Raw genomic sequence first — 21,797 nt, 5'->3', positions numbered from 1 at the left:
CCCTGCTTAAAAGCTGGCCTGCAAACCGAAAGTGAACTTTCTTGGCACAGGATAGCTATCGCCAGAATAAACACCCAACTCATTTACGGCTTCTACATCAGGCAAAGTTGATTTCTGGAAAGAGTACACATTGTCAATAATGGTATATACCTGCAAACGTTTCAACTTAAACCGCTCCAGCACCTTAGCTGGGAAATTATAGGCCAGGTTGATGTATTTGATCTTAGCATAGTTTCCATTCTCCATATAAGCAGAGGAGAAGTTATTGAACTGGTAATAATAATTTCCATAAGGGTTCAAATCCGCATACTTGGCATTATCGCCAGGTTGACGCCAGATGGGCAATTTGTTGAGGTCAAGTAAACCGGTTTGAGAAAATGTACCCAATTGTTTGTACCTGTCTAACAGACCGGAGATATAAGTGTTGTATACCTCTCTTCCCAAAACAAAGGTGGTATATACTTCCAGAGAGAAGTTTTTATAGGTGAAAGTATTGCTAAAACCACCTGTTACCCTTGGATTAGGGTTACCTACCCTTACTTTATCAAAATGATCCCATACGTCATAATCGAAATTCTGATCAATCCAACGGTAAGAACCTGGTTGTGCAGTTACCGATCCGTTCCAGTAAGTGATCAGATCGCCGGTACGCGGATCAAAAGGAATCTGATCTTTTGTAGAATAAACACCTTGAGATTTAACCAGGAAAAACTCGTAAATAGGGCGTCCTTTAGTAAGGATGAAGGTGGTTCCGGTATTGTTGTCGGTAACCATGATATCTCTGTTGCCATCCGGCAGGGAGACAATCTGATTTTTGTTAAACGACATGATCAGTCTTGGATTCCATTGGAATTTACTGTCTGTATTAAACACCCTCCCGCTCAGATTTAAATCAATGCCTAAATTTCGGATGTCTACAGCATTTGTTTTGACTTTAGCATAACCGCTCGTTACTGGTAGATTTAAGTCGAAAAAAATATCTGAAGTCCCGCGGTTGTAAGCGTCTGCGGTGATCATTAATCTTCCTTTAAAAAATTCTGCATCCACACCGATGTTCGATTGAATCGAGCGTTCCCAGGTCAGGTTATCCTGAGTAATCGAATTCGGATTAACCGTTACTGCATTAACCCCATTATAAGTATTAACTTGCCCCGAGCCATTATAACCACCCTGCCCGATCAGATAAGAATTGAAAGGAGCATAATAATCACCAGGCAGATTTCCTGACACCCCATAACTACCCCTTACTTTCAGGGAAGACAACCAATTTTCTGTCGATTTCATAAATGGTTCATCAGACACCACCCATCCGGCTGAAACTGCAGGAAAATAGGCCCATCTGTAGTTTTTACCAAAGCGGGAAGAGGCATCTGCACGATAACTCACGGAGAAGAGATACCGGTCTTTAAAATCGTAATTCACGCGACCAAAGAAAGACAACATTCCGGAAGCTTCTGTTTTCGACCCGGTAATCAGGTTACCGTTAGGATCTTCCTTCACATAGTTCTTCGGATCAATCCCTGTTACTGTAGTAATCACATTATTTCCGAAACCTGTACCACCAACACCAGTATACTCACGGGAGGTATAGTTAACCGTATTACCCGCGAGGAAACTCAGGTTATGGTCTTTACCAGGCTTAAGACTATAAGTCAACAGGTTATCGATGTTGAAATTATCATAATTGGCTCTGGAAGATTGTACATAAAACACATCATTTGCATCCAGTATACTTGGCCTGAAGATATCTCGATTGGCCTTACTGCTCTGCAAGGACCCTTGTGTACGAAAATGAAGGTCTTTTAAAATATCATAATCCAGACTTAGACTGGCCGTAATGTCGTCATTGATGTTTTTATCTTTTGCTGTTTCCAGTTCGCCTGTAAAATTAGCCCGGTCAGAAGGACTGATGTACAATAACGATGTCGGAAATGTACCCGCATTAATCGGAAGTGGGTTTTCCCATGGAGCCTGTCCGCGTGAGCGGGAACGATCTCCCCTTGACAATCTGAACACCAAATCCGTCCGCAGTTTTTCATTTAATTTCACGCCCATTGAACCAGACATCGTATACCTTTTGAATCCACTTCCTTTGATGATCCCTTCTTCATTATAATAGTTTCCACTGAAACGGTAATTGATATTTTCAACACCGCCAGAAGCAGAAAGGTCATAATTCTGAATGATCCCTGTCTGGAAAAACATGCCTTGCCAGTCATTTGCATTATTAAATGCCGGGTTTAGACTGTCTGTTAAAATCTGTGGATAAAGCCCCTGATCTCTGTGATTAGCATATTTATTCAGATAGTCTAATTTAAACCTGCGTTCCTGTGCACCAGTAATATACTCGGCCATTTCTCCTTGTCTGGAAACTCCCCCGTAAACATTTACATTGATATCCATCTTTCCGGCCTTTCCACGTTTTGTTTTCACGACGATCACTCCATTTGCTCCTCTGGAACCATAGATTGAGGCCGCGGCTGCATCCTTTAGCACATCAATAGATTCAATATCATTGGGATTAAGTCCGGCAATAAAATTCGTTCCTGTAAGATCCCCAAAAGAAGACAGATCGTCATTAGACATTGGAATTCCATCAATCACAAATAAAGGGCTGCTCAATGCTCTCGCCGCATTTACGGCTCTTCCGATAGAAGAGTTTCCCCTTACCACAAAAGTCGGCCTGCCTCCCGGTTCACCGGAAAAACTTTGTACGTTCAATCCTGCTACCCTACCCTGCAATAATTTATCAAATGATGGAGAAGGCAGGTTTTCTAGATCCTTGGCCTTAACTGTTGATACTGCAGCGGTTGATTTCTTCCGTGACACCTCCTGAAAACCAATTACAACCACATCTTTTAATGCATTTGCAGATGGATTCAATTTCACGGTAATTTCAGACTTCCCTGAGATAGAAATTTCTTTAGCATCATACCCTATATAAGAGAAGCGGAGTGTTCCATCCGCCGGGGCGTCAATACTAAATTTACCTTGATTATCAGTACTTGCACCTTTACTGCTTCCTTTCAAAATAACAGATACTCCAGGAAGAGGGAGCCCATCGTCAGCACCGGTAACGGTCCCTGTAACTTTCTTTTGCGCAAAAGCAAATGCAGCAAAAAACAGCAATAGGGAGACCATAAAGAGTTTTTTGTAAAACTTATTCATAAATTTTTGTTTAATTAAAAATTAAGCTGTGTTCAATAAAATAGGGATGCTTTTTTAAGACAGTCTAAACAGCCTTCATAGGATGTCCTGTCTAAATCGACGGAAATTAGTGGAGTCTAATTTTTTGCATGTAATGGTTGTTTAGGTTAAGTTGAATTGGTTAATTAAATTTTGAATTACCGCTAAAAAACTATTTGGTCGAATAGTCTGTTGTACTTCTAGAGGAACTCTGATCCTAAATTTATTGTTAATTAAACGTCATTTAACAAATTTTAACTACACAAACGTTTGCATAACTCCCCTATTAACCGTATAGGATAGGTAAAGCCCCCGACATCATTAAATAATAAAGAAAAATACCGCCGTCATACAGCAAAAAAAAATCATGAAAAATAACATCATCCACATGTCTTACGTTAATAAAGTGATGCGGCATTGGAATATTACACAAACGGTTGTTTTACATTAAAAAAGGCATTCGCACAAAAAAAACAGCACTTAATCTCGGTTTTAATTCAGTAAAACTCAGATTAGAAGGTATCATCAGATTTTAACATCTTCTTCAGTCCCAGAAGCCCAACACGCATCAAAATTGCTGAAAATTCTGAGCTGAAGCCGTTAACCGGGAATAGGAACAGATTACAATTTCTTTATAAGCAAGAAAACATCAGCCTCATTGCAAATTACCTCCAGGTACAACACCGTCAAAACTAGATAAATACCCTAAAGCCCTTCATTTCTCATTTTGAAATACTATTTTTGAACAAAATGTATGTAATCAAAGTAAAAGGCATTGCCAAAATTCCTGACTATGTGCAGTTGAGGGATGATAAATTCACTTTACTGGCCTATTTCAGGGTCGACAGACCTGACAAATCTCTGGATAAATTAGGCCTAGGCGATAAATTGCCCTATATAATGAATTTTGTTAATGATTTGCCTTTCGGACAAATTGCTAAATTAGATATTTAAAAATGGCAGAAAACGCAGTTATAAATTTAAAGAAGGTTGATGTATTCCAGCAGAAACACCTGGTCTTATCCAATGTAAACCTGAATGTAGATAAAGGGGAATTTGTTTTCCTGATTGGTCAGACGGGATCCGGTAAAAGTAGTTTACTTAAGATCATTTATGGAGACCTTCATATTGGAAATGGTGACGGACAGATTGCAGGTTTTGATTTAAAAAACCTTGCCCTGAAAGATGTTCCTTTTCTGCGCAGAAAGCTGGGCATCGTATTTCAGGATTTTCAATTGCTGACAGACAGAACGGTAGAAAAAAATCTGGAGTTTGTATTAAAAGCTACCGGATGGAAAGATGCTGCTTTAATCCAGGAACGCATTAAAGATGTATTGGAAAAAGTAGGGCTCAGGTCAAAAATCAGAAAAATGCCTCATGAGCTTTCAGGAGGAGAACAACAACGTGTAGTGATTGCCCGTGCCTTATTGAACAATCCGGAAATTATCCTTGCGGATGAACCTACAGGAAACCTGGATCCGGATACTTCCGAAGAAATTGTAATGCTATTGAAACAAATCAGTCAGAGTGGAACCGCTGTATTAATGGCTACACATGACTATCATATTATTCGCACCTTCCCATCCAGAATCATCAAGTGCGAAGGAGGAATTGTGCATGAGGATGCCCAAATCGTATAATCCTTAACCCTGACAAAACATTCCTAATCCGCCATTCTGGTCAGTCTTTTTCATTTAAAGCTGACAGCATGGCGGATATTATTCATTGGCAAAGCTTTTGAGTTCAGATCCGAAAATTCTACTATACCATGTTTAGCAAGAAGAAAAAAAACGACATCGAAGATCCTATTGTGGAAAATACTGCTGATGAGCAGGTAACCAGCGAGCAAGCCGAAGAAAGTGCAGATGCCGCTTCAACTGAAGAAGTTCAACCAGAAATCTCTGTTGAGGAAAAATTACAACAAGAAGTTGCTGCTTTAAATGATAAATATCTACGCTTATTTGCGGAGTTTGACAACTATAAACGTCGTACTCAGAAAGAACGTGTAGAGCTTTTACAAACTGCAGGTAAAGACGTGATTGTATCTTTGCTTCCGGTATTAGATGATTTTGACCGTGCCAATAAAGCCATGGATGCTGCAACGGACATCAACCCGATTCGCGAAGGCATTGCTTTGGTTCACCATAAATTAAAGAGCGTATTAGGACAGAAAGGCCTGAAAGAGATGGAGAGCATCAACACTCCTTTCGATACAGACCTTCATGAAGCGATAACAAAAATTCCTGCCCCGAATGAGGAAATGAAAGGAAAAGTTATAGACGAGTTAGAAAAAGGTTACACTTTAAACGACAAGGTAATACGCTTTGCCAAGGTTGTAGTAGGTAGTTAATATTTTATGAGCAAAAGAGATTATTATGATGTGCTTGGTGTATCCAAGAGTTCATCCGCTGAAGAGATAAAAAAGGCTTATCGTAAACTGGCCATCAAGTTTCACCCGGATAAGAATCCTAACGACAAGACAGCTGAGGATAAGTTTAAGGAAGCAGCTGAAGCTTACGAGATTTTAAGTAATCCGGAGAAAAAGCAGCGTTATGACCATTATGGCCATGCGGGTGTAGGCGGCGCTTCAGGTAACGGTGGCGGATATGGCGGCGGCGGCATGAACATGGAAGATATCTTCAGCCAGTTTGGCGATATCTTTGGTGGTGGTGGCGGTAGTCCATTCGATAGCTTCTTTGGCGGCGGCGGTCAGCAATCTCGTGGTGGCAGACGTGTGGCAAAAGGCACAAACCTGCGCATCAAAGTAAAACTTACTCTGGAAGAAATTGCCAACGGTACAGAAAAGAAAATTAAAGTAAATAAACAGATCACTTGTAAAACCTGCGATGGATCAGGTGCGAAAGACCGTAACTCGGTAAGCACCTGTCAGACTTGCGGGGGAAGCGGTGCGGTGCGCAGGGTAACCAATACCATATTGGGCCAGATGCAAACCACCTCTACCTGCCCTACCTGTAACGGTAGCGGTTCGCAGATTACGGCTAAATGTACTTCCTGTCATGGTGAAGGTATCGTTCGCGGTGAAGAAACCATTGCCATTAACATCCCTGCGGGTGTAAGTGATGGCATGCAGCTGAGCATGAGCGGAAAAGGTAATGCTGCCCCTAATGGAGGAATTCCGGGAGATCTGATCATCCTGATTGAAGAGGTTGCTCACGAAACCCTGAAACGCGAAGGAAACAATGTAGTTTACGACCTGCATGTTTCAATCATCGATGCGGCCTTAGGTTATAGTGCCGAAGTACCTACTATCGACGGTAAAGCAAAAATCAAGATCGAACCAGGTACCCAAAGTGGCAAATTGTTGCGTTTAAAAGGTAAAGGTCTTCCTGAAATCAATTCTTATCACCGTGGTGATCAGATTATCCACATCAATATCTGGACACCTAAAGCGTTGAGCTCGGAAGAAAGAAGTATGCTGGAGAAATTGCGGGAATCTCCGAATTTTAAACCACAGCCAGGAAAGAATGATAAAAGCTTCTTTGAGAAGATGAAAGAATATTTTGAGTAATTAATTCCACTGAATATTTAAAGCCACCCAATGGGTGGCTTTTTTATTGACCATATTTTTTTGTATTTAAAATTATTATTACAAAATCAGTAACATTTTGAAAGGATGCGATACTAATTGAAGACTAATAAAACTAAGAAATGCTAATTATAAAGAATATTGTTAAACAATACGCGAGCCACCGCGCATTGGACGACGTCAGTCTGCAGGTAGAAAAAGGCAAAATATTTGGTCTTCTTGGACCTAATGGTGCAGGAAAAACTTCCCTGATCAGAATCATCACTCAAATTACCGGTCCCGATAGCGGAGAAGTATTATTCAACGGAGAACGCCTTAATGTAGATCACATCTCTCAGATTGGCTATTTGCCGGAAGAAAGGGGCTTATACAAGAAAATGGAGATCGGGGAACAGGTTTTATACCTCGCCAAACTAAAAGGGCTAAGTACAGCTGAGGCGACCAAAAGAATCAGATTTTGGTTTGAAAAACTGGAAATGGCCGACTGGTGGAGTAAAAAAGTAGAAGACCTGAGTAAAGGAATGCAGCAAAAGGTACAGTTTGTGGCAACGGTTCTTCATAAGCCAGAGCTGATTATTCTGGACGAACCCTTCTCCGGCTTTGATCCCGTAAATGCAGACATTATTAAGAATGAGATTCTGGAACTCAATAAAGAAGGCGCCACCTTCATCTTTTCTACTCATAGAATGGAATCCGTTGAAGAACTTTGTGACAACATTGCGCTGATCCATCATTCCAAAAAAATATTGGATGGCCCGGTTAAAGAAATCAGAGAGCAATATCGTAACCAAACCTACTGGCTGGAATATGAAGGTGAGTATAATATCGAGCAATCAAAAGAACTCTTTGAAGTATTGCAAATGGAAACCATGAAAGGTAAAACCAGGCTAAAGATCAAAATCCGGGAACAGCAGCACACCAACCAGGTATTGTCGGCATTACTTCCACACGTATCCATTAACCGTCTGGATGAAGTGATCCCTACGATGAACGACATTTTCATTCAAAAAGTAAAACAACAAGACTAACAGCCATGAACAAAATCTTACTCATTATACAAAGAGAATACTTATCCAGGGTAAAAAAGAAGTCGTTCATCATCATGACTTTAATCACCCCCCTTATCATCGCCGGTTTTTATGGCCTGATTATATACTTTTCCATTCAGGGCGTAAAGGGAACGTTCAATAAAGTTGCTGTAGTTAACCATAACAAGTCCTTAACCGAAAAATTAAATCCTACAAAAAATATAGGTTATACCTATGTCAGCGAATCGCTCGAAGAGATGAAGGCTTCATTAAAGACCGCGAAATACGACTATATTCTTTACCTTCCGGAATTCAGCATCAATTCTCCAAAAGGAATACAGCTGATTGGCAATAAACAGGCCGGACTTTCGCTCAGCAACCGGGTATCCGGAGATATTGAAGAACTGATCCGTACGCAGAAATTAAAAGCCTCCGGTATTTCCCAGACCGATCTGGATGGATTAAAGACGGATGTGAATATTGACACTAAAAAAATCGGTGAGACAGGAAAAGAAGAAGATTCCAGTGCAGGCGCCAGCACGATTATCGGTACCGCAGCCGGCATATTGATGTTTATGTTTATTCTCTTATACGGAATTCAGGTAATGCGCGGGGTGATTGAAGAGAAAACCAGCAGGATCATAGAAGTGATGATTTCTTCCGTAAAACCCTTCCAGCTGATGATGGGTAAGATCATCGGGATTGCACTCGTAGGTCTCACTCAGTTTATACTCTGGATTGTCCTTACCGCATCGATTTCCACGCTTGCAGTAACTGCTTTTGTGGGCAAAGATACCCTTCAACAGACTGCCGTTGCTTCAGCGGCTGTTAAAGCAAAAGATGGGACGAGTATTTCAGCCGGAATGAATAGTCAGGCAGACAGTCCGGTACTGGCTATGCAGAAAAGTCTGGCCAGTTTAGATCTGACTAAAATTATCCTGGTTTTTATTTTCTTCTTTATTGGTGGCTACTTATTTTACAGTGCACTCTATGCAGCCATTGGTTCGGCCGTAGATTCGGAGACGGAAACCCAGCAGTTCATGATGCCGGTAATGATGCCTTTACTGGTTGGTTATGCACTTTCCTTAAGTGTAGTAACCAATGATCCTTACGGGCCAATTGCTTTCTGGCTATCCATGATTCCGTTTACCTCTCCTATCGCTATGGTGGTACGCCTGCCTTATGGTGTTCCGGACTGGCAATTGGCACTATCTATGCTGATTCTGATTTTCGGATTCATTGGTACCGTTTGGCTGGCCTCCAGAATTTACAGAGTAGGTATCTTAATGTACGGTAAAAAGACCAGTCTGAAAGAAATGATAAAGTGGTTTACCTATAAAAATTAAATTACATGAAGGTTGCTGTTATTGACCTTGGAACAAATACCTTCCACCTGATCATTGCGGAACTTACACCGCAGGAAACCAGGATATGTTATAAGACCAATCTTCCTGTAAGACTTGGTGAAGGGAAAATTAATGAGAATTTCATCATTCAGGAGGCTTTCGAAAGAGGCCTCCTGGCCCTTGAAAAATTTAGCCTGATTATTAAGGAACATCAGGTGGACCTCGTAAAAGCGACCGCTACCTCTGCTATACGAAGTGCGGAAAACGGGATTAATTTTGTCAAGGCAGCCAAAAATTATGCAGGAATAGACATCAACGTAATTAGTGGCGATGAAGAAGCCGCATACATTTTTAAAGGGGTCAGGGCTACGGGAGTAATCGATCAGACTGCTCTGATAATGGATATCGGAGGAGGGAGTACAGAATTTATCCTCTGCAATCAGGAAGAACTATTATGGAAAAAAAGCTATAATATCGGGGCTGCACGTCTCATGCAGGCATTCTTCCATTCTGATCCGATTACCGCAGAAGACCAACAGGACATTATTCGCCATTTAGATGGGGAATTAGGCGATTTAAAAGAAGTATTGAACTTATATCAACCCCAGCATTTAATTGGCTCAGCGGGCGCTTTTGAGACCTTTGCGGGCATCTTATATCCGGAGTTAAACCTTAAGGAAATCAAGTACTATCCGATCAGCATACCTGCCTATAAAGTATTATCTGCTACTTTCATTGCATCCAGTCATACCGAAAGGGAAAAGATGCCAGGCCTTATCCGCTTAAGGGTAGATATGATTGTTATGGCTTCTATTCTGACCGATTACATTCTTTCCGTGGGAAATATCGAACAACTTAGTTTATCTACCTACGACCTGAAGATGGGCGTACTGGCAGATCTTCAGCCCCTAAAGTAACCAGGTATTGTCGGCCAGGACTTTATACAGTTTTTCTGTAGGCAATCCCATGACATTGGTATAAGAACCGATTATTTTTTCTACAGCGATGAGACCAATCCAATCCTGAATTCCATAAGCTCCTGCTTTATCCATTGGATTATAATTTTTGATGTAATAGCTGATTTGCTCCTGACTTAAGGTATTGAAGAAAACTTCGGTAGTGTCATAAAAGGAACGCATTTTTCCGTTACAGATTAAGCTGACACCGGTATATACCTGGTGGTTGGTTCCTGAAAGTTTAGTCAGCATTTCTGTTGCATGGTGTGCATCTTCCGGTTTGCCAAGAATTTCTCCGTTATAGGCCACAATGGTATCCGCAGTTACAATAATGCTTCCTTTACTATCTTCATCAAAAGCTTTTGCTTTCTTTTCAGCAATATACACTGCAATTTCAGCAGGAAGAAGCTGATCCGGGTAACTCTCATCTACTTCTTTCAATACGACTTTAAAATCGAGGTTCATGGCGCTTAACAATTCTTGTCGCCGTGGAGATTTGGAGGCCAGGATAATAGGAAGTCTTTGCTGATACATATTTAAATATTTGTGCAAAAATAACAAAAGCGGCCAAAGGCCGCTTCTGTTATTTGTATTAATTGCTTTTTATCGGTTTCCGTCAGATTTCTGACCATCTCCTCTTCCACCTCTTTTCATTTTATCTTTACGTTCTGCTTTCCAGGTTTCGTAAGTTTTTTTCTGGTCTTCAGTCAGCAATGCATTAATCTTTGCATCAGTATCTTCATTTAACTGTTTCATTTGAGCTCTTCTTGCTTCTTTATCGTCTGAACCTGCTTCACGTGCTTTGTTTACCGCATTTGCCTGTTCCAGAAAGATGGCTGTCGCCTTTGCTTTCTGATCATCGTTCAGACCTAATCTCTTAGTCAGGCCTTCTGCATTCTTTTGTGCTCTTTCTTCAGGGGTCCTCATTTTACGGCCACCATCTTGTTGGGCTTGTGCGAATGTAATTACACTGAATAACAATCCGCAAATCATCAATAATTTTTTCATAGGATTTTATTAACTCTGTTTTTCTTGTTTTTTAAAGATTAGAGGAATCCCGGGGAATTTAGTTTAATCCCCAAAAGGTAACATAGGTGTTACAAAAAAAAATAGCTATTATTTGCCGGAATCGGCTGCAGAAGGATGTTCGTCAAACCAGTTTTCCTGCACACGAAGTACCTTTTCAATCACATCCCTAACCGCAGTTTTACCTCCGGTATAAGGAGAAACATATTGAGAAATGGCTTTAATTTCCGGAACAGCATCTGCCGGACAGGTAGGCAGGCCTACCATCTTCATGACTTTAAGATCCGGGATGTCATCTCCCATGTACAATACCTGGTTGGTATTAACCTGAATTTTTTCCAGATAACTTTCCAATACGGTTACTTTATCAGAAACCCCCAGAAAGATCGCTTTAATACCCAGGCCTTCAAAGCGTTTTTGCATCGCCTGACCTTTTCCACCGGAAATGATACCTACCTGATATCCACGTTTCACAGCGAGTTGCAGGGCATAGCCATCTTTGATATTAAATGTCCGCAAAAACTCCCCCGAATCCGAGGCCAGGATATCACCATTCGTTAATACACCATCTACATCAAATATAAATGTGGTAATTTCTTTAAGTTTTTGCAGAAACATCAGGTTTAGCCTTGGTTATCTCTCCATTCATAAACCCAGGCAGACTGGATTTGCTCCAGGTGGCCTTCATTACTTTCTTCTCTGGTTCCTTTAAAATTAGGTAAGGTTAGTACCCATTCCAATAATTCAGTAAACCTGATACGGTATATCTTGGCTTCATTGAATTCGTCCCCGAATTTCTCATATAATTCCTGAGCAATGTCCTCGTGGTCGTTCCAATAAATCGGTAAAGCAAATTTATCTTGCATATAGTGTTTGTTTGTTAATTAATGGCCTAAAAACTCGGACTGGTCAGGAATGGTCACTTCAATATCCCCGTTCACTACCACACACTGGCATCCCAGTCTGGAAGTAATTCTCGGACGAACCGCGCGATCAATAAAGTCTTCTTCCTTATCGGAAATTTCCTGGATATCATCCATTCCCTTATTCACATACACATGACAGGTACTACAACCGCATACCCCCCCGCAGTTATGTTGTAATTCTATTCCGTGATCAAGGCATACATCAAGAACTGATTCCCCTCCGGCGATAGGAAGTTCAATTGGCTCTTTACCCTGCTCTTCAAAATTTATCTTTAATTTAAAAATACTCATAATTAGGTCTCAAAAATAAGCACCAAAAACCGCAATTACATGATTAATGTGTTTTTTTAATGCTTTTACTTAAAGTTTCGTAGATATCCTTCAATTCAGGCATATTACTCAACAGTTCTTTATGTTTGGTAATCGTTTGTTCGTCGTTACGAATGGCCGGTCCTGTTTGTACATCGACAGGAAATGCGTTTTGAACTTTTTCCGCAGTCTCCATAATCAGAGGCCTCAGAATTTCGAAATCCAGTTCATTCCTTTGAAGGATTTCATTGCTCAGGGTATATAAATGGTTCACAAAATTACAAGCAAAAACAGCAGAGAGGTGTAAAATCCTTCTTTTTTCACTATTCACTTCATACACCAGCGGACTCAGCATCAGCGCTATAGATTTTAACGATTTTAATATCTCCTCATCTTTAGCCTCAATACAAAGCGGCACCTGATTAAAGTCGATTGCTTTATGTTTAGAGAAAGTCTGCAATGGATATAAGACCCCATATTTTGCAATGGTGGCAGGAAAAACATCAATATCCGTAGCTCCGGAAGTATGAACGATCATTCCTTTGACAGCGCTCAGCTGCGCGATTACTTCTTCGATGGCATCATCCTTCACTGCAATCAGGTATACATCAGCATTGTTATCGATTTCCTTTAAATCGGCAATTGGCTTAGCCCCGGTTTTGATAGCCAGTTCTGCAGCATGTTCCGGATTTTTACTCCAGATTTGAACCAGCTCAGATCCGGCTGATTTAAAAGCATTGGAAAAGTGTGTGGCTACATTACCCGAACCTATACAAACTATTTTCATAGGATTTAAACCGTCTTAACTTCTTTTTGCCTTCTGAAAATAGAAAGTAAAAATCCGATCACCATGACAATCGTTCCTGCCCAATACAAATTGATATAAGGAAATTCAATGGATTTAAATACCACCCAGTCTTTGGCCTGCTGAGGTTTTTCAAAAACCTGCAGTTCTACTTTTTGCTGATCAGGAAGTACTTTAGTGAACCTGAATCTCAATCCCAGGTCGTCAATATTACGTGCAAAATCGAAAGTATTGTTGCCTTTTACCAGGAAGATCGGCTCTGTTTTATAAGTCTTTCCGTTCACCACCACTTCCAGTGGTAAACCTACAGCAAGATCACCTGGAGCTAATGCCAGGCTTTTCGCTTTTGGCTGGTTGTTTAACCCTTTAACCGTAATAACTCCGCTACTCGTATGCAGGGTATCCCCTGTACTTACATTTACGATTCTCGGTGCTTTATAATTTTCTTCCGGATTGGCATCCTCCTCATGACTTCCGTTTGCCTGTTTTTTATCAGGTGCACTGGTGATGTGGGTGTACACATCATAGGTCAGGTAATGTTTGGTATCCGGAGAAGCAATCAGACCCATTTTTTCATTTGCCTGCACATGAGGGTTCAATTCAAAATCCTCTTTCAGTTTTCCAGTTTCCTCATCGTAAACCTTGAAGTTTAAAGTATATATGGTATTTGGGGCAACCGTAGTGTCTCTGGTATAAGTAACTGTGTACCTGCCCATTTTCTTAGGCTCATTTTTATAGAGCACAATATTTTCACCAGGCTTCTCCGCTTTTTCAAAATCCTTTACCGGAATGAAATTCGTTGCATTCAGGGAGATCGGTTTATTCGTCGCTGCAGCAACCAAAGCTCCAATCAATAATAAAGCAAATCCCATATGGGCCACTGCCGCGCCTACCAGTTTACGTTTCCCGCCAAAGGCCTGTCCGAGGATTCTTGCATTGGCAAGGATCGCAAACACACAGCTAAAGGTCAGCAGGATATACATTAAGTTTGTGTAGATATTGGTCAGGTAAACAAATCCAGCCGTAATGATCACCGCAAATACGATAGAGGCAATCAGACTGCTATAAAACTTGCGTGTATCAGTTCTCTTGTATTTCATGAACTGAGAAAAACCAGAAATAATGGTCACCAGAATTGCAAAAGGAGCCTGCCATTGGTTATAATATTTGATGGCATCGATCGGGGGAGCAAATTTGGTCCCGAATGCAGCATTGAATACCGGCACTGAAGTAGAAAAGATCACCTGAATACAGGCTACAGTAATCACCAGGGCTCCGATAAACATCCAGAATTCTCTGGAATAAGTTTCTTCATCTTTATTGGTAATCGGCAATTCTTTCCATCTGGAGATCAGCAGGTACACCGGTACTGCAAGGAACACCACATTGTATAAAATCAGGTGGCCAAACATTCCCAGGTCCGTGAAAGAATGAACCGAAGTTTCTCCGAGAATTCCACTTCTTGTCAGGAAAGAAGCATATAGAACCAATACAAAACTAATGATGACTAAGAAGATAGCCGTAAAGAAAGCATGTCCTGTATTTTTGAAAGCGATCATCACGTGAACGCCTGCAATAAGTGTCAACCATGGAATGATGGATGCATTTTCGACAGGGTCCCATGCCCAGAACCCACCAAAATTCAACGCTTCATAGGCCCAGAAGGAACCCATGATAATACCTGTACCCAGAATCATCACTGCAAACAATGCCCAGGGCATTGCCGGTTTAACCCAGTCTTTATATTTCCTTTGCCATAAACCCGTCACTGCGTAAGCAAATGGAACCACCATACTGGCAAAACCAAGAAATAGTGTTGGCGGGTGAATGACCATCCAATAGTTTTGTAACAATGGATTCAGTCCTCTTCCGTCAGTAATAAACTTCAGATAGTTTTTATAATTTTCAGGATCCGCAAATACAACCGGAGCCATATCTTTAAGATTTACTGCTTCCCTTAAAAGAATAAACGGAGAACTTCCGATTCTCTCACCGAATATTTCCACGCCTAACAACATGGAGGTCAGAAATACCTGAGAGAAAGCAACAACGGTCATTACCCCATTTTCCCAGGTCTTAGCTTTCCAGATTAAGATTGCACCCAGCAAAGACTGCCAGAAAGCCCACAACCAGAAACTCCCCTCCTGTCCTTCCCAAAAGGCAGAAACAATATAATATACAGGAAGTTCTTTGGAAGAGTGGGAGTAAACGTAATAATACTCGTTATTGTGGTTTAAGATGAGGTAAAATAAAGTGATGCCAATTCCCAAGATGCTTACCCAGTTTATTAAAAATGAAATCCGTCCTAAGCGGGTCCATGACTGATCCCCAAGGTCTTTATTTTTTGTAGCAAAAAAATAGGCTATCGTAGAGAGTAAAGAAGCCGCAAACGCTAAAACAATAAAGAATTGGCCGATTTTACCGGGCAGGAGGTTCTCTCCAATAAATTGTATATCCATTAAGATTAGTTGTATTTTATTACCTGACCGTCCTCTTTTACCTCTACAAGGTCATTGTTATATTTAGAAGGACATTTCATCAATATTTTTGAAGCATAAAAGGTATCATCTTTCATTTTACCAATTAAAACTAATTTTTCTGAACGTTCGAAATCCTGAGGTTTTGTGCCGTTGTAAACTACTTTGTTCACAAGGCCCTTTTCATCTTTCATGTAGAAAGCAAAATGATTGGCATCTTTCTGGGCATCATAATACATCCCTTTCGCTTTTTCCCAGTATCCCATGACATGGAATTCACGGGAATCTTTTGCAGCTTCGGAGAAAGTGGAATAGTTGCTTGTGCCGGCATTCAGGCTGATTAAGAACCCTACACAGATTGCTATTGTAATTAAACCAATAATTGCACTTTTTCTCATGATGCTAATAAAATTTTAGAATGGTACAAAGATAAAAAATATAAGTACCTAAAATCTTTTAGGGCCTTCCAAATCACTTTGATGACCATTTATTGATAGTTCTCTGACAAAAACGCTAAGATTGAAGGAGTTCCTGTCGGAAAACAGAAGATTTTTATTCTGTTTCATATCCGGATTTGGTGAATTCCGGCATTTTCCTACGGAGTTTATTCACTTTTGGTCTGGAGATTTTCCTGATATAAGTATCCCATAAATTGCGTTTATAGTAATCCTGGTGCTCCATTTCCGCCGGATAAATGATTTTAAAGGGAAGGATTTCCGTAACAATAGGAATATTCGGGTATTCCCTGGCCTGAAAGCGATCGATAACCCGGCGAATGGTTCTAAATTCTTCCGGAGTCCGAAAAAAAGCAATAGACCGATAATCAGACCCGATATCCGGGCCCTGTCTGTCTACCTGAGTAGGATCATGAAGATAAAAAAAGGCCTCACACAATTTTTCAAAAGAGATCACTTTTGGATCATAATAAACCTGTACCGTTTCCGCATGTCCAGTAGTTTTCGACCGCACAGCGGCATCATCCGGATTTACGGTAATCCCTCCTGCATATCCACTAATCGCTTTATGGACTCCTTTCAGACCAATCATTCCCTCCTGCACCGCCCAGAAACAACCTCCTGCAAAAGTAGCCAGCTGCTCACCTTCCGCTGGCAGACTGATCACCACAAATCCATTTCTGCTTTCCAGTTGCTGCTGCGCTGGTCCTGCTGAACAGGCCGCAAAAAAAGCAAGCATCCATACACAAACCCTTCGTCGTATCTGCATCGTTTAACTTTCTATATTGATTATTCCAATATACGGGAATCATCAGCAGGAAGTTTTACCTTTCAGTTCTGCTGAGAAAAAATGACATAAAAAAAAGAGGGCAAATAAATTGCCCTCTTTTTTTAATCGTCTGATGCCCCGTCTTATGGCCAGATACCAAGGTTCATATAAGAAATTGCAATCTTATCAATTGAACCTACAAATGCAGCTGTTCTTAAAGTCTGGATACCAGGTTTGTTCATTAAAGTTTCTCTGATCTCATGGTAAGAGTGGATCATGGTATCTTCCAGGCCGGAGTTTACCAATTCCAACTCCGAAGCCCCTTTTACAATCATTAAACGGTGTTCGGCTGGAATGCTTTTACCAGTAAGGCTTTCCAGGGTATTAATTAAGTTTCTATTAGAGTTTTCGGCATAACGGTTTTCCATACGGCCAAACGCTACGTGAGAAAGGTTCTTTAACCATTCAAAATAAGATACCGTAACACCACCAGCATTACAATACATATCAGGAATAATGATACCACCCATTTCAGTAAAGATCTCTTCTGCTTCCGGAGTACAAGGTCCGTTGGCACCTTCAGCGATGATCTTAGCTTTAATATTTCTGATATTCCCTGAAGTGATCTGGTTTTCCAATGCTGCAGGCACAAGGATATCGCATGGCTGCTCTAAACCTTCCATAGAATTTTTAAATTCTGTAGCACCCGGGAATCCTAAGATGGATCCTGTTAATTTACGATGAGCAAATACTTCATCGATATTTAAACCGTCTGCATTGTAGATTGCACCTTCAAATTCGCAAAGACCAACGATAGTAGCTCCGAATTCTGCAAGGAATTTTGCAGAGTGATAACCCACATTACCTAATCCTTGTACAATCACTCTTTTATCACCTAAACCAGCCTTAAAGCCAATTTTAGCCATATCTTCTCCTACACTAACGCATTCTCTGATGGCGTAAGCCACGCCACGTCCGGTAGCCTCTTTACGACCACGGATACCGTGTAATGCGATTGGTTTTCCGGTAACACAACCCAAAGCATCCAACTGACCTGGGTTCATGGTCATATATGTATCTGCGATCCAGCTCATTTCACGCTCACCTGATCCATAATCAGGAGCAGGAACATCAATGCCGGGACCAATAAAGTTCTTTTTGATTAATTCTGTCGTATAACGACGGGTAATGTTTTCCAACTCTCCAACAGTATAGTTTTTAGTTGTGATTTTAATCCCCCCTTTAGCACCTCCGAAAGGAACGTTGACAATAGCACATTTGTACGTCATTAAAGCAGCCAAAGCCATTACTTCATCTTCGTTAACCATTTCGCTATAGCGAATACCACCTTTGGTAGGACTCATATGGTGAGAGTGCTCCACACGCCATGCATCAATAACCTCGAAACCATTTCCTCTACGGATAGGGAATTGGAAACGATATACACTGTTACAAGCTTTGATTTGGGTTAACAGACCCTCTGGATGGGAAGTGAATTGGGCGGCATTGTCAAAATTCTTGCAGACATCTGCAAAAAAATTTGTCTCGTTTGCTGTATTAGCCATTAGTTGTTATTTATGAATTGAATATAAGTTCGTATCCTAATTAGGTGCAAAATTGCATTAAAAAAAACCATTAATGCAAATACAGAATTACTTAGTGTAATGCAAACACCACATCATAAAGCGGGCAAAAACAAGGCCTAAACGATTTAAAATTAGATTTTAGCCGAAGTTTTCTTTTCTAATTTTTTTAATCTTTTTTCTATCGTAAATAGAAAAAAAAGCAAGCCCAGCAAGATTAGCACCACACATGCTACCACAACGTATATTTTTCCGGAAGCGTATAGGCTATCAGTAATGGCCGAACCTTGCCCCTGAGCGAACAGCTGCATGGTGATCATGAACATTAAAAAGGTTGCTGTAATTTTTTTCATTTGGTATATATTTTAATAAAGGGTATTAAAAGTCTGCATCAGATCATGCGGATTTGCAAAGAAAATATCTTTTTAGCGGTTATTTTTTTCAAGGATACGAACCCTGTATAAGATGGTGTAGATCCAATAACCAACCAGAATCCAGCCCAGGCATGCAGGATAGAATACCATCCTCATCCGGCTGTCAAGGTCGTAAGAATTAAAACCCGGATTTCCGCCGTCACCAGGATGCAATGAGTCGGATAAACGCGGCAGTACAAAAAGCAGCACGACCATAATCGGGAAAGCAAATATATTATAGATGGCAGAGATTTTCGCCCTCTTTTGTTCTTCGTCCACCGCATTCCGTAATACCAGATAGGCAAAATAAAGAAGGATTGAAATGGCAGCAAAATTTTGTTTCACATCAAAACTCCAGGCCTGTCCCCAGGCAAACCTTGCCCAGATCATACCAGTCGTAATTCCCAGCATTCCAAAAATCACCCCGGCATTCACGCTTTCCACAGCTTTGGTATCATCCTCAGGGTTGCTGCTGCTTAGGTATTTAACACTATAAAAAACAGATACGCTAAATAAAACGATCATGCTAAACCACATAGGAACATGAAAATACAGGTTTCTGATACTTTCACGAACAATGGGCAAATCTGGCGTCTTAACCAAAAAACCTGCAATAGTTGAATAAATTACCAGCACTGCTCCTAATATTTTCCACCAGCTCTTATACATTGATCTAAAAATTTAATCTTTTCAATTTTATTAACCGCCAAATGTAAAGAGAAATTTGCCTACTTACGTTATAATTAAGCCAATAAACACATGTTGCTTACTGCAAAAGCCGGTAGAGTTCTTCTGCTCCGAAAAAAATCGTCCGGAAACGATGGCTGATATGTCACAGAAAAATTGCACAATTAAATTTCAGGGATATTATCCTAAACGAGCAACAAATATACCTTCCATCAAAACAGTCGCACATAAATTACCACATATATTTTTTGAGTATATAATTAATAATTATGTTAAACTATTAATTACAACAAACATACATTAGAAAAATAACAAACCATCAATATCTTTAAAAGACTTTAATCACAGTATTTTTTATTTTTATAATTTATCTCGTTTAAGATTCTAATAACTACAGGCCTGGCTGTCATCCAGAACAACAAAATCAATACATTAACTAACCAAATTTAATCTTATGTTAAAACTAAAAAACGCTCAATCTCTGAGCAGAACCGACATGAAAAAATTAACGGGTGGTACGAGTGAGGATACTGCCAGGGCCCTTTGCCCGAATCAATGTTTCATGGATGCAGAAACCGGAGCAAGATCCTGCGCCGGAAATAAGCCTTGCCAACAATTTTTATGCGACCCTCTCCGGGAGATCTACGGCTACAGATGCCCTTAGGCAATTCACCAAATCGGCTATAAATGCAGGTAACATTTTATTAATCACCCTAAATCAAATTGTATGTTAAAGACCAATTTAAAATTAGCAGGAAATCAAAAATTAAGCAGAAATGAGCTTAAAAAAGTAACAGGTGGAGGAATAATCCCTCCTGGCTGCTCTATTAGCTGTACCCACAGGCTTCCAAACGGCCCGATCCAATTTGGCTGTCCCAGCTACGAAGAATGTGTTCCTTAACGTTGTGACGACATCTGGACAGGAGAACGCTGTCAGCCGCTATAAATTCTTTAATAAATTTCAGGCTTAAATTACCTCAGAGCCAGGCGCCTGATTACAGATGTCCTGGCTCTTTGGCCAGCACCTATTTGACCTGTTAATCCCTCCAGAGATACGGGAATAAAATTAAGGAAACTGACATCACCAACGCATTTATGATCAGCAAAATGCCAATTTCATCCAGACTTACACTTCTGTCCAGTCCATCTATTGCATTTTTGGTCAGCTTTATCAATACGATCAATACCGGGATGACCACAGGAAAACTCAGAATGGCCATCAACATCCCCCCATTACCGGCCTTAGAAGCAATTGCTGATATCATTGTAAATATGGTAGAGAAACTTAAGCTTCCCAAAAGCGTAGCGACGATATACAAACCAAGATCCTCCGGTACATAACTAAATACCAGGGTATAAAAGGTAAGTGCAATAACCGTCAGTAACATCATCAACAACACATTGTAAATGGTTTTTGAAATAATCAGTGCCAAAGGGCTTGCTATTGTATAAATGTACAGTTGCCGTCCTCTACTTTCCTGCAGAAAACTTTTTGAGACTGCATTGATCGAAGCAAACAGCATAATGATCCAGAACAAAGCATTCCAGGTAATCTTTTCTACACTTACAAAAGATAAGTAGCAGACAAAAACCGTCGACACGACATAGAGAAGAACACCATTCAAAGCGTATTTGGAACGCCATTCCAACAGCAGCTCTTTCTTAATTAAAAACTTAACCTGATCTATTAAATTCATGCAGGCGCAAAGATAATTCTTAATCCCCGATCTTTTATCTTTGTAACTTAAATATCCATAATATTGTAATCCTATGAGTAATCAATATTGCAGTATTTTACAGAGCCCCCTTGGTCCCGTCAGCATCTTTGCCGATGATCAGTATGTTCAAAAAATCACTTTTAGAGAACCATCTGATTCCGATAACCAGGCAGACTCTTCAACACTTACTGAAAATGAGCTTACAAAACTGGCCGTTTCCCAGCTTACAGATTACTTTGAAGGCCGTCTAAAAACCTTTACCCTACCCTTAAAACAATCCGGCACAGCATTCCAGCAGGAAGTATGGTCTGCCCTGCTTACGATAGGTTACGGCGTCACCAGATCTTACCTGCAAATGGCAAAACAGATGAACAATGTACTCGCCATAAGGGCGATGGCTGCAGCGAATGGGAAGAACAACCTTGCCATTGTTGTACCTTGTCACAGGGTAATCGGAAGTGACGGCACTTTAGTTGGCTATGCCGGATCGCTCTGGCGCAAAAAGTGGTTACTGGACCATGAAAGGGAAGTTAGTCAGCAGGGACAAATGACCTTAAAATTCTAAA

General features: G+C 40.5%; 23 protein-coding genes. 9 read left to right on the top strand and 14 right to left on the bottom strand.

Translation table 11 applies throughout. From position 1 onward, the window contains the following. Positions 1-6: 6 nt before the first annotated feature. Positions 7-3,168 (bottom strand): SusC/RagA family TonB-linked outer membrane protein, encoded by a 3,162-nt coding sequence (locus BFS30_RS14815; RefSeq protein ID WP_069380000.1) that lies wholly within the window; start codon positions 3,166-3,168, stop codon positions 7-9. A 768-nt stretch (positions 3,169-3,936) separates the two neighbouring features. Here BFS30_RS14815 and BFS30_RS14810 point away from each other — a divergent pair. The 7 genes from BFS30_RS14810 to BFS30_RS14780 all read left to right on the top strand — a co-directional run bounded on the left by BFS30_RS14810 (position 3,937) and on the right by BFS30_RS14780 (position 10,024). After that, a complete protein-coding gene (locus BFS30_RS14810) occupies positions 3,937-4,140 on the top strand; it encodes a fructose-6-phosphate aldolase (RefSeq protein ID WP_069379999.1) in 204 nt (67 codons plus the stop codon). A 2-nt stretch (positions 4,141-4,142) separates the two neighbouring features. Next, positions 4,143-4,826 carry a cell division ATP-binding protein FtsE gene (locus BFS30_RS14805; RefSeq protein WP_069379998.1) on the top strand — a complete coding sequence of 228 codons (684 nt, stop codon included), beginning with the start codon at positions 4,143-4,145 and terminating at the stop codon, positions 4,824-4,826. 128 nt (positions 4,827-4,954) lie between these two features. Then, entirely contained in the window at positions 4,955-5,536 is a 582-nt protein-coding gene (locus tag BFS30_RS14800) for a nucleotide exchange factor GrpE (protein ID WP_069379997.1), read from the top strand. Positions 5,537-5,542: 6 nt separating this feature from the next. Then, positions 5,543-6,715, top strand: coding sequence for a molecular chaperone DnaJ (dnaJ, locus tag BFS30_RS14795; RefSeq protein ID WP_069379996.1), 1,173 nt, complete (start codon positions 5,543-5,545; stop codon positions 6,713-6,715). A 140-nt stretch (positions 6,716-6,855) separates the two neighbouring features. Beyond that, on the top strand, positions 6,856-7,761 hold the full coding sequence (locus BFS30_RS14790; protein WP_069379995.1) for an ABC transporter ATP-binding protein: 906 nt from the start codon (positions 6,856-6,858) through the stop codon (positions 7,759-7,761). Positions 7,762-7,766: 5 nt separating this feature from the next. Beyond that, positions 7,767-9,107: an ABC transporter permease gene (locus tag BFS30_RS14785; RefSeq protein WP_069379994.1), complete on the top strand. Its 1,341-nt coding sequence runs from the start codon at positions 7,767-7,769 to the stop codon at positions 9,105-9,107. Between the two features lie 5 nt (positions 9,108-9,112). Next, positions 9,113-10,024: an exopolyphosphatase gene (locus BFS30_RS14780; protein ID WP_069379993.1), complete on the top strand. Its 912-nt coding sequence runs from the start codon at positions 9,113-9,115 to the stop codon at positions 10,022-10,024. Here BFS30_RS14780 and BFS30_RS14775 read toward each other — a convergent pair. The 12 genes from BFS30_RS14775 to ccsA form a co-directional block, all read right to left on the bottom strand. Next, complete coding sequence (locus tag BFS30_RS14775; RefSeq protein WP_069379992.1) at positions 10,016-10,597, bottom strand: Maf family nucleotide pyrophosphatase; 582 nt, start codon at positions 10,595-10,597, stop codon at positions 10,016-10,018. The genes BFS30_RS14780 and BFS30_RS14775 overlap by 9 nt on opposite strands. Before the next feature lie 69 nt (positions 10,598-10,666). Further along, positions 10,667-11,071, bottom strand: coding sequence for a hypothetical protein (locus BFS30_RS14770; RefSeq protein WP_069379991.1), 405 nt, complete (start codon positions 11,069-11,071; stop codon positions 10,667-10,669). A 108-nt stretch (positions 11,072-11,179) separates the two neighbouring features. Continuing rightward, positions 11,180-11,707: a KdsC family phosphatase gene (locus BFS30_RS14765; RefSeq protein ID WP_069379990.1), complete on the bottom strand. Its 528-nt coding sequence runs from the start codon at positions 11,705-11,707 to the stop codon at positions 11,180-11,182. 5 nt (positions 11,708-11,712) lie between these two features. Next, on the bottom strand, positions 11,713-11,955 hold the full coding sequence (iscX, locus tag BFS30_RS14760) for a Fe-S cluster assembly protein IscX (protein ID WP_069379989.1): 243 nt from the start codon (positions 11,953-11,955) through the stop codon (positions 11,713-11,715). A gap of 18 nt (positions 11,956-11,973) precedes the next feature. Beyond that, complete coding sequence (locus tag BFS30_RS14755) at positions 11,974-12,306, bottom strand: 2Fe-2S iron-sulfur cluster-binding protein (RefSeq protein ID WP_069379988.1); 333 nt, start codon at positions 12,304-12,306, stop codon at positions 11,974-11,976. A gap of 43 nt (positions 12,307-12,349) precedes the next feature. Beyond that, positions 12,350-13,111, bottom strand: a complete 762-nt coding sequence (locus tag BFS30_RS14750) for a Rossmann-like and DUF2520 domain-containing protein (RefSeq protein WP_069379987.1) — start codon at positions 13,109-13,111, stop codon at positions 12,350-12,352. A gap of 5 nt (positions 13,112-13,116) precedes the next feature. Next, a complete protein-coding gene (locus BFS30_RS14745) occupies positions 13,117-15,588 on the bottom strand; it encodes a heme lyase CcmF/NrfE family subunit (protein ID WP_069379986.1) in 2,472 nt (823 codons plus the stop codon). 5 nt (positions 15,589-15,593) lie between these two features. After that, positions 15,594-16,004: a cytochrome c maturation protein CcmE gene (locus BFS30_RS14740; RefSeq protein ID WP_069379985.1), complete on the bottom strand. Its 411-nt coding sequence runs from the start codon at positions 16,002-16,004 to the stop codon at positions 15,594-15,596. A gap of 154 nt (positions 16,005-16,158) precedes the next feature. Further along, positions 16,159-16,830 carry a peptide-methionine (S)-S-oxide reductase MsrA gene (gene msrA / locus BFS30_RS14735; RefSeq protein WP_069379984.1) on the bottom strand — a complete coding sequence of 224 codons (672 nt, stop codon included), beginning with the start codon at positions 16,828-16,830 and terminating at the stop codon, positions 16,159-16,161. 143 nt (positions 16,831-16,973) lie between these two features. Continuing rightward, entirely contained in the window at positions 16,974-18,395 is a 1,422-nt protein-coding gene (locus BFS30_RS14730) for a Glu/Leu/Phe/Val family dehydrogenase (RefSeq protein WP_069379983.1), read from the bottom strand. A gap of 152 nt (positions 18,396-18,547) precedes the next feature. Continuing rightward, positions 18,548-18,766 carry a CcmD family protein gene (locus tag BFS30_RS14725; RefSeq protein ID WP_069379982.1) on the bottom strand — a complete coding sequence of 73 codons (219 nt, stop codon included), beginning with the start codon at positions 18,764-18,766 and terminating at the stop codon, positions 18,548-18,550. Between the two features lie 72 nt (positions 18,767-18,838). Then, entirely contained in the window at positions 18,839-19,495 is a 657-nt protein-coding gene (gene ccsA, locus BFS30_RS14720) for a cytochrome c biogenesis protein CcsA (RefSeq protein WP_069379981.1), read from the bottom strand. 745 nt (positions 19,496-20,240) lie between these two features. On the opposite strand from ccsA, the gene BFS30_RS28205 reads away from it, so the two are divergent. After that, positions 20,241-20,414 (top strand): bacteriocin-like protein, encoded by a 174-nt coding sequence (locus BFS30_RS28205; protein ID WP_420488415.1) that lies wholly within the window; start codon positions 20,241-20,243, stop codon positions 20,412-20,414. Positions 20,415-20,550: 136 nt separating this feature from the next. On the opposite strand, the gene BFS30_RS14715 is transcribed toward BFS30_RS28205, so the two are convergent. After that, the gene (locus BFS30_RS14715) at positions 20,551-21,210 is read right to left on the bottom strand and encodes a heme exporter protein CcmB (protein WP_069379980.1); all 660 of its coding nucleotides are present in this window, start codon (positions 21,208-21,210) and stop codon (positions 20,551-20,553) included. A 73-nt stretch (positions 21,211-21,283) separates the two neighbouring features. On the opposite strand from BFS30_RS14715, the gene BFS30_RS14710 reads away from it, so the two are divergent. Next, positions 21,284-21,796, top strand: coding sequence for a methylated-DNA--[protein]-cysteine S-methyltransferase (locus BFS30_RS14710; RefSeq protein WP_069379979.1), 513 nt, complete (start codon positions 21,284-21,286; stop codon positions 21,794-21,796). Position 21,797 lies beyond the last annotated feature (1 nt).

This window comes from Pedobacter steynii, assembly GCF_001721645.1.
Taxonomy (GTDB): domain Bacteria; phylum Bacteroidota; class Bacteroidia; order Sphingobacteriales; family Sphingobacteriaceae; genus Pedobacter; species Pedobacter steynii_A.
The sequence above is the reverse complement of the archived record's forward strand: the minus strand, read 5'-3'. Positions and strand labels throughout refer to the sequence as shown.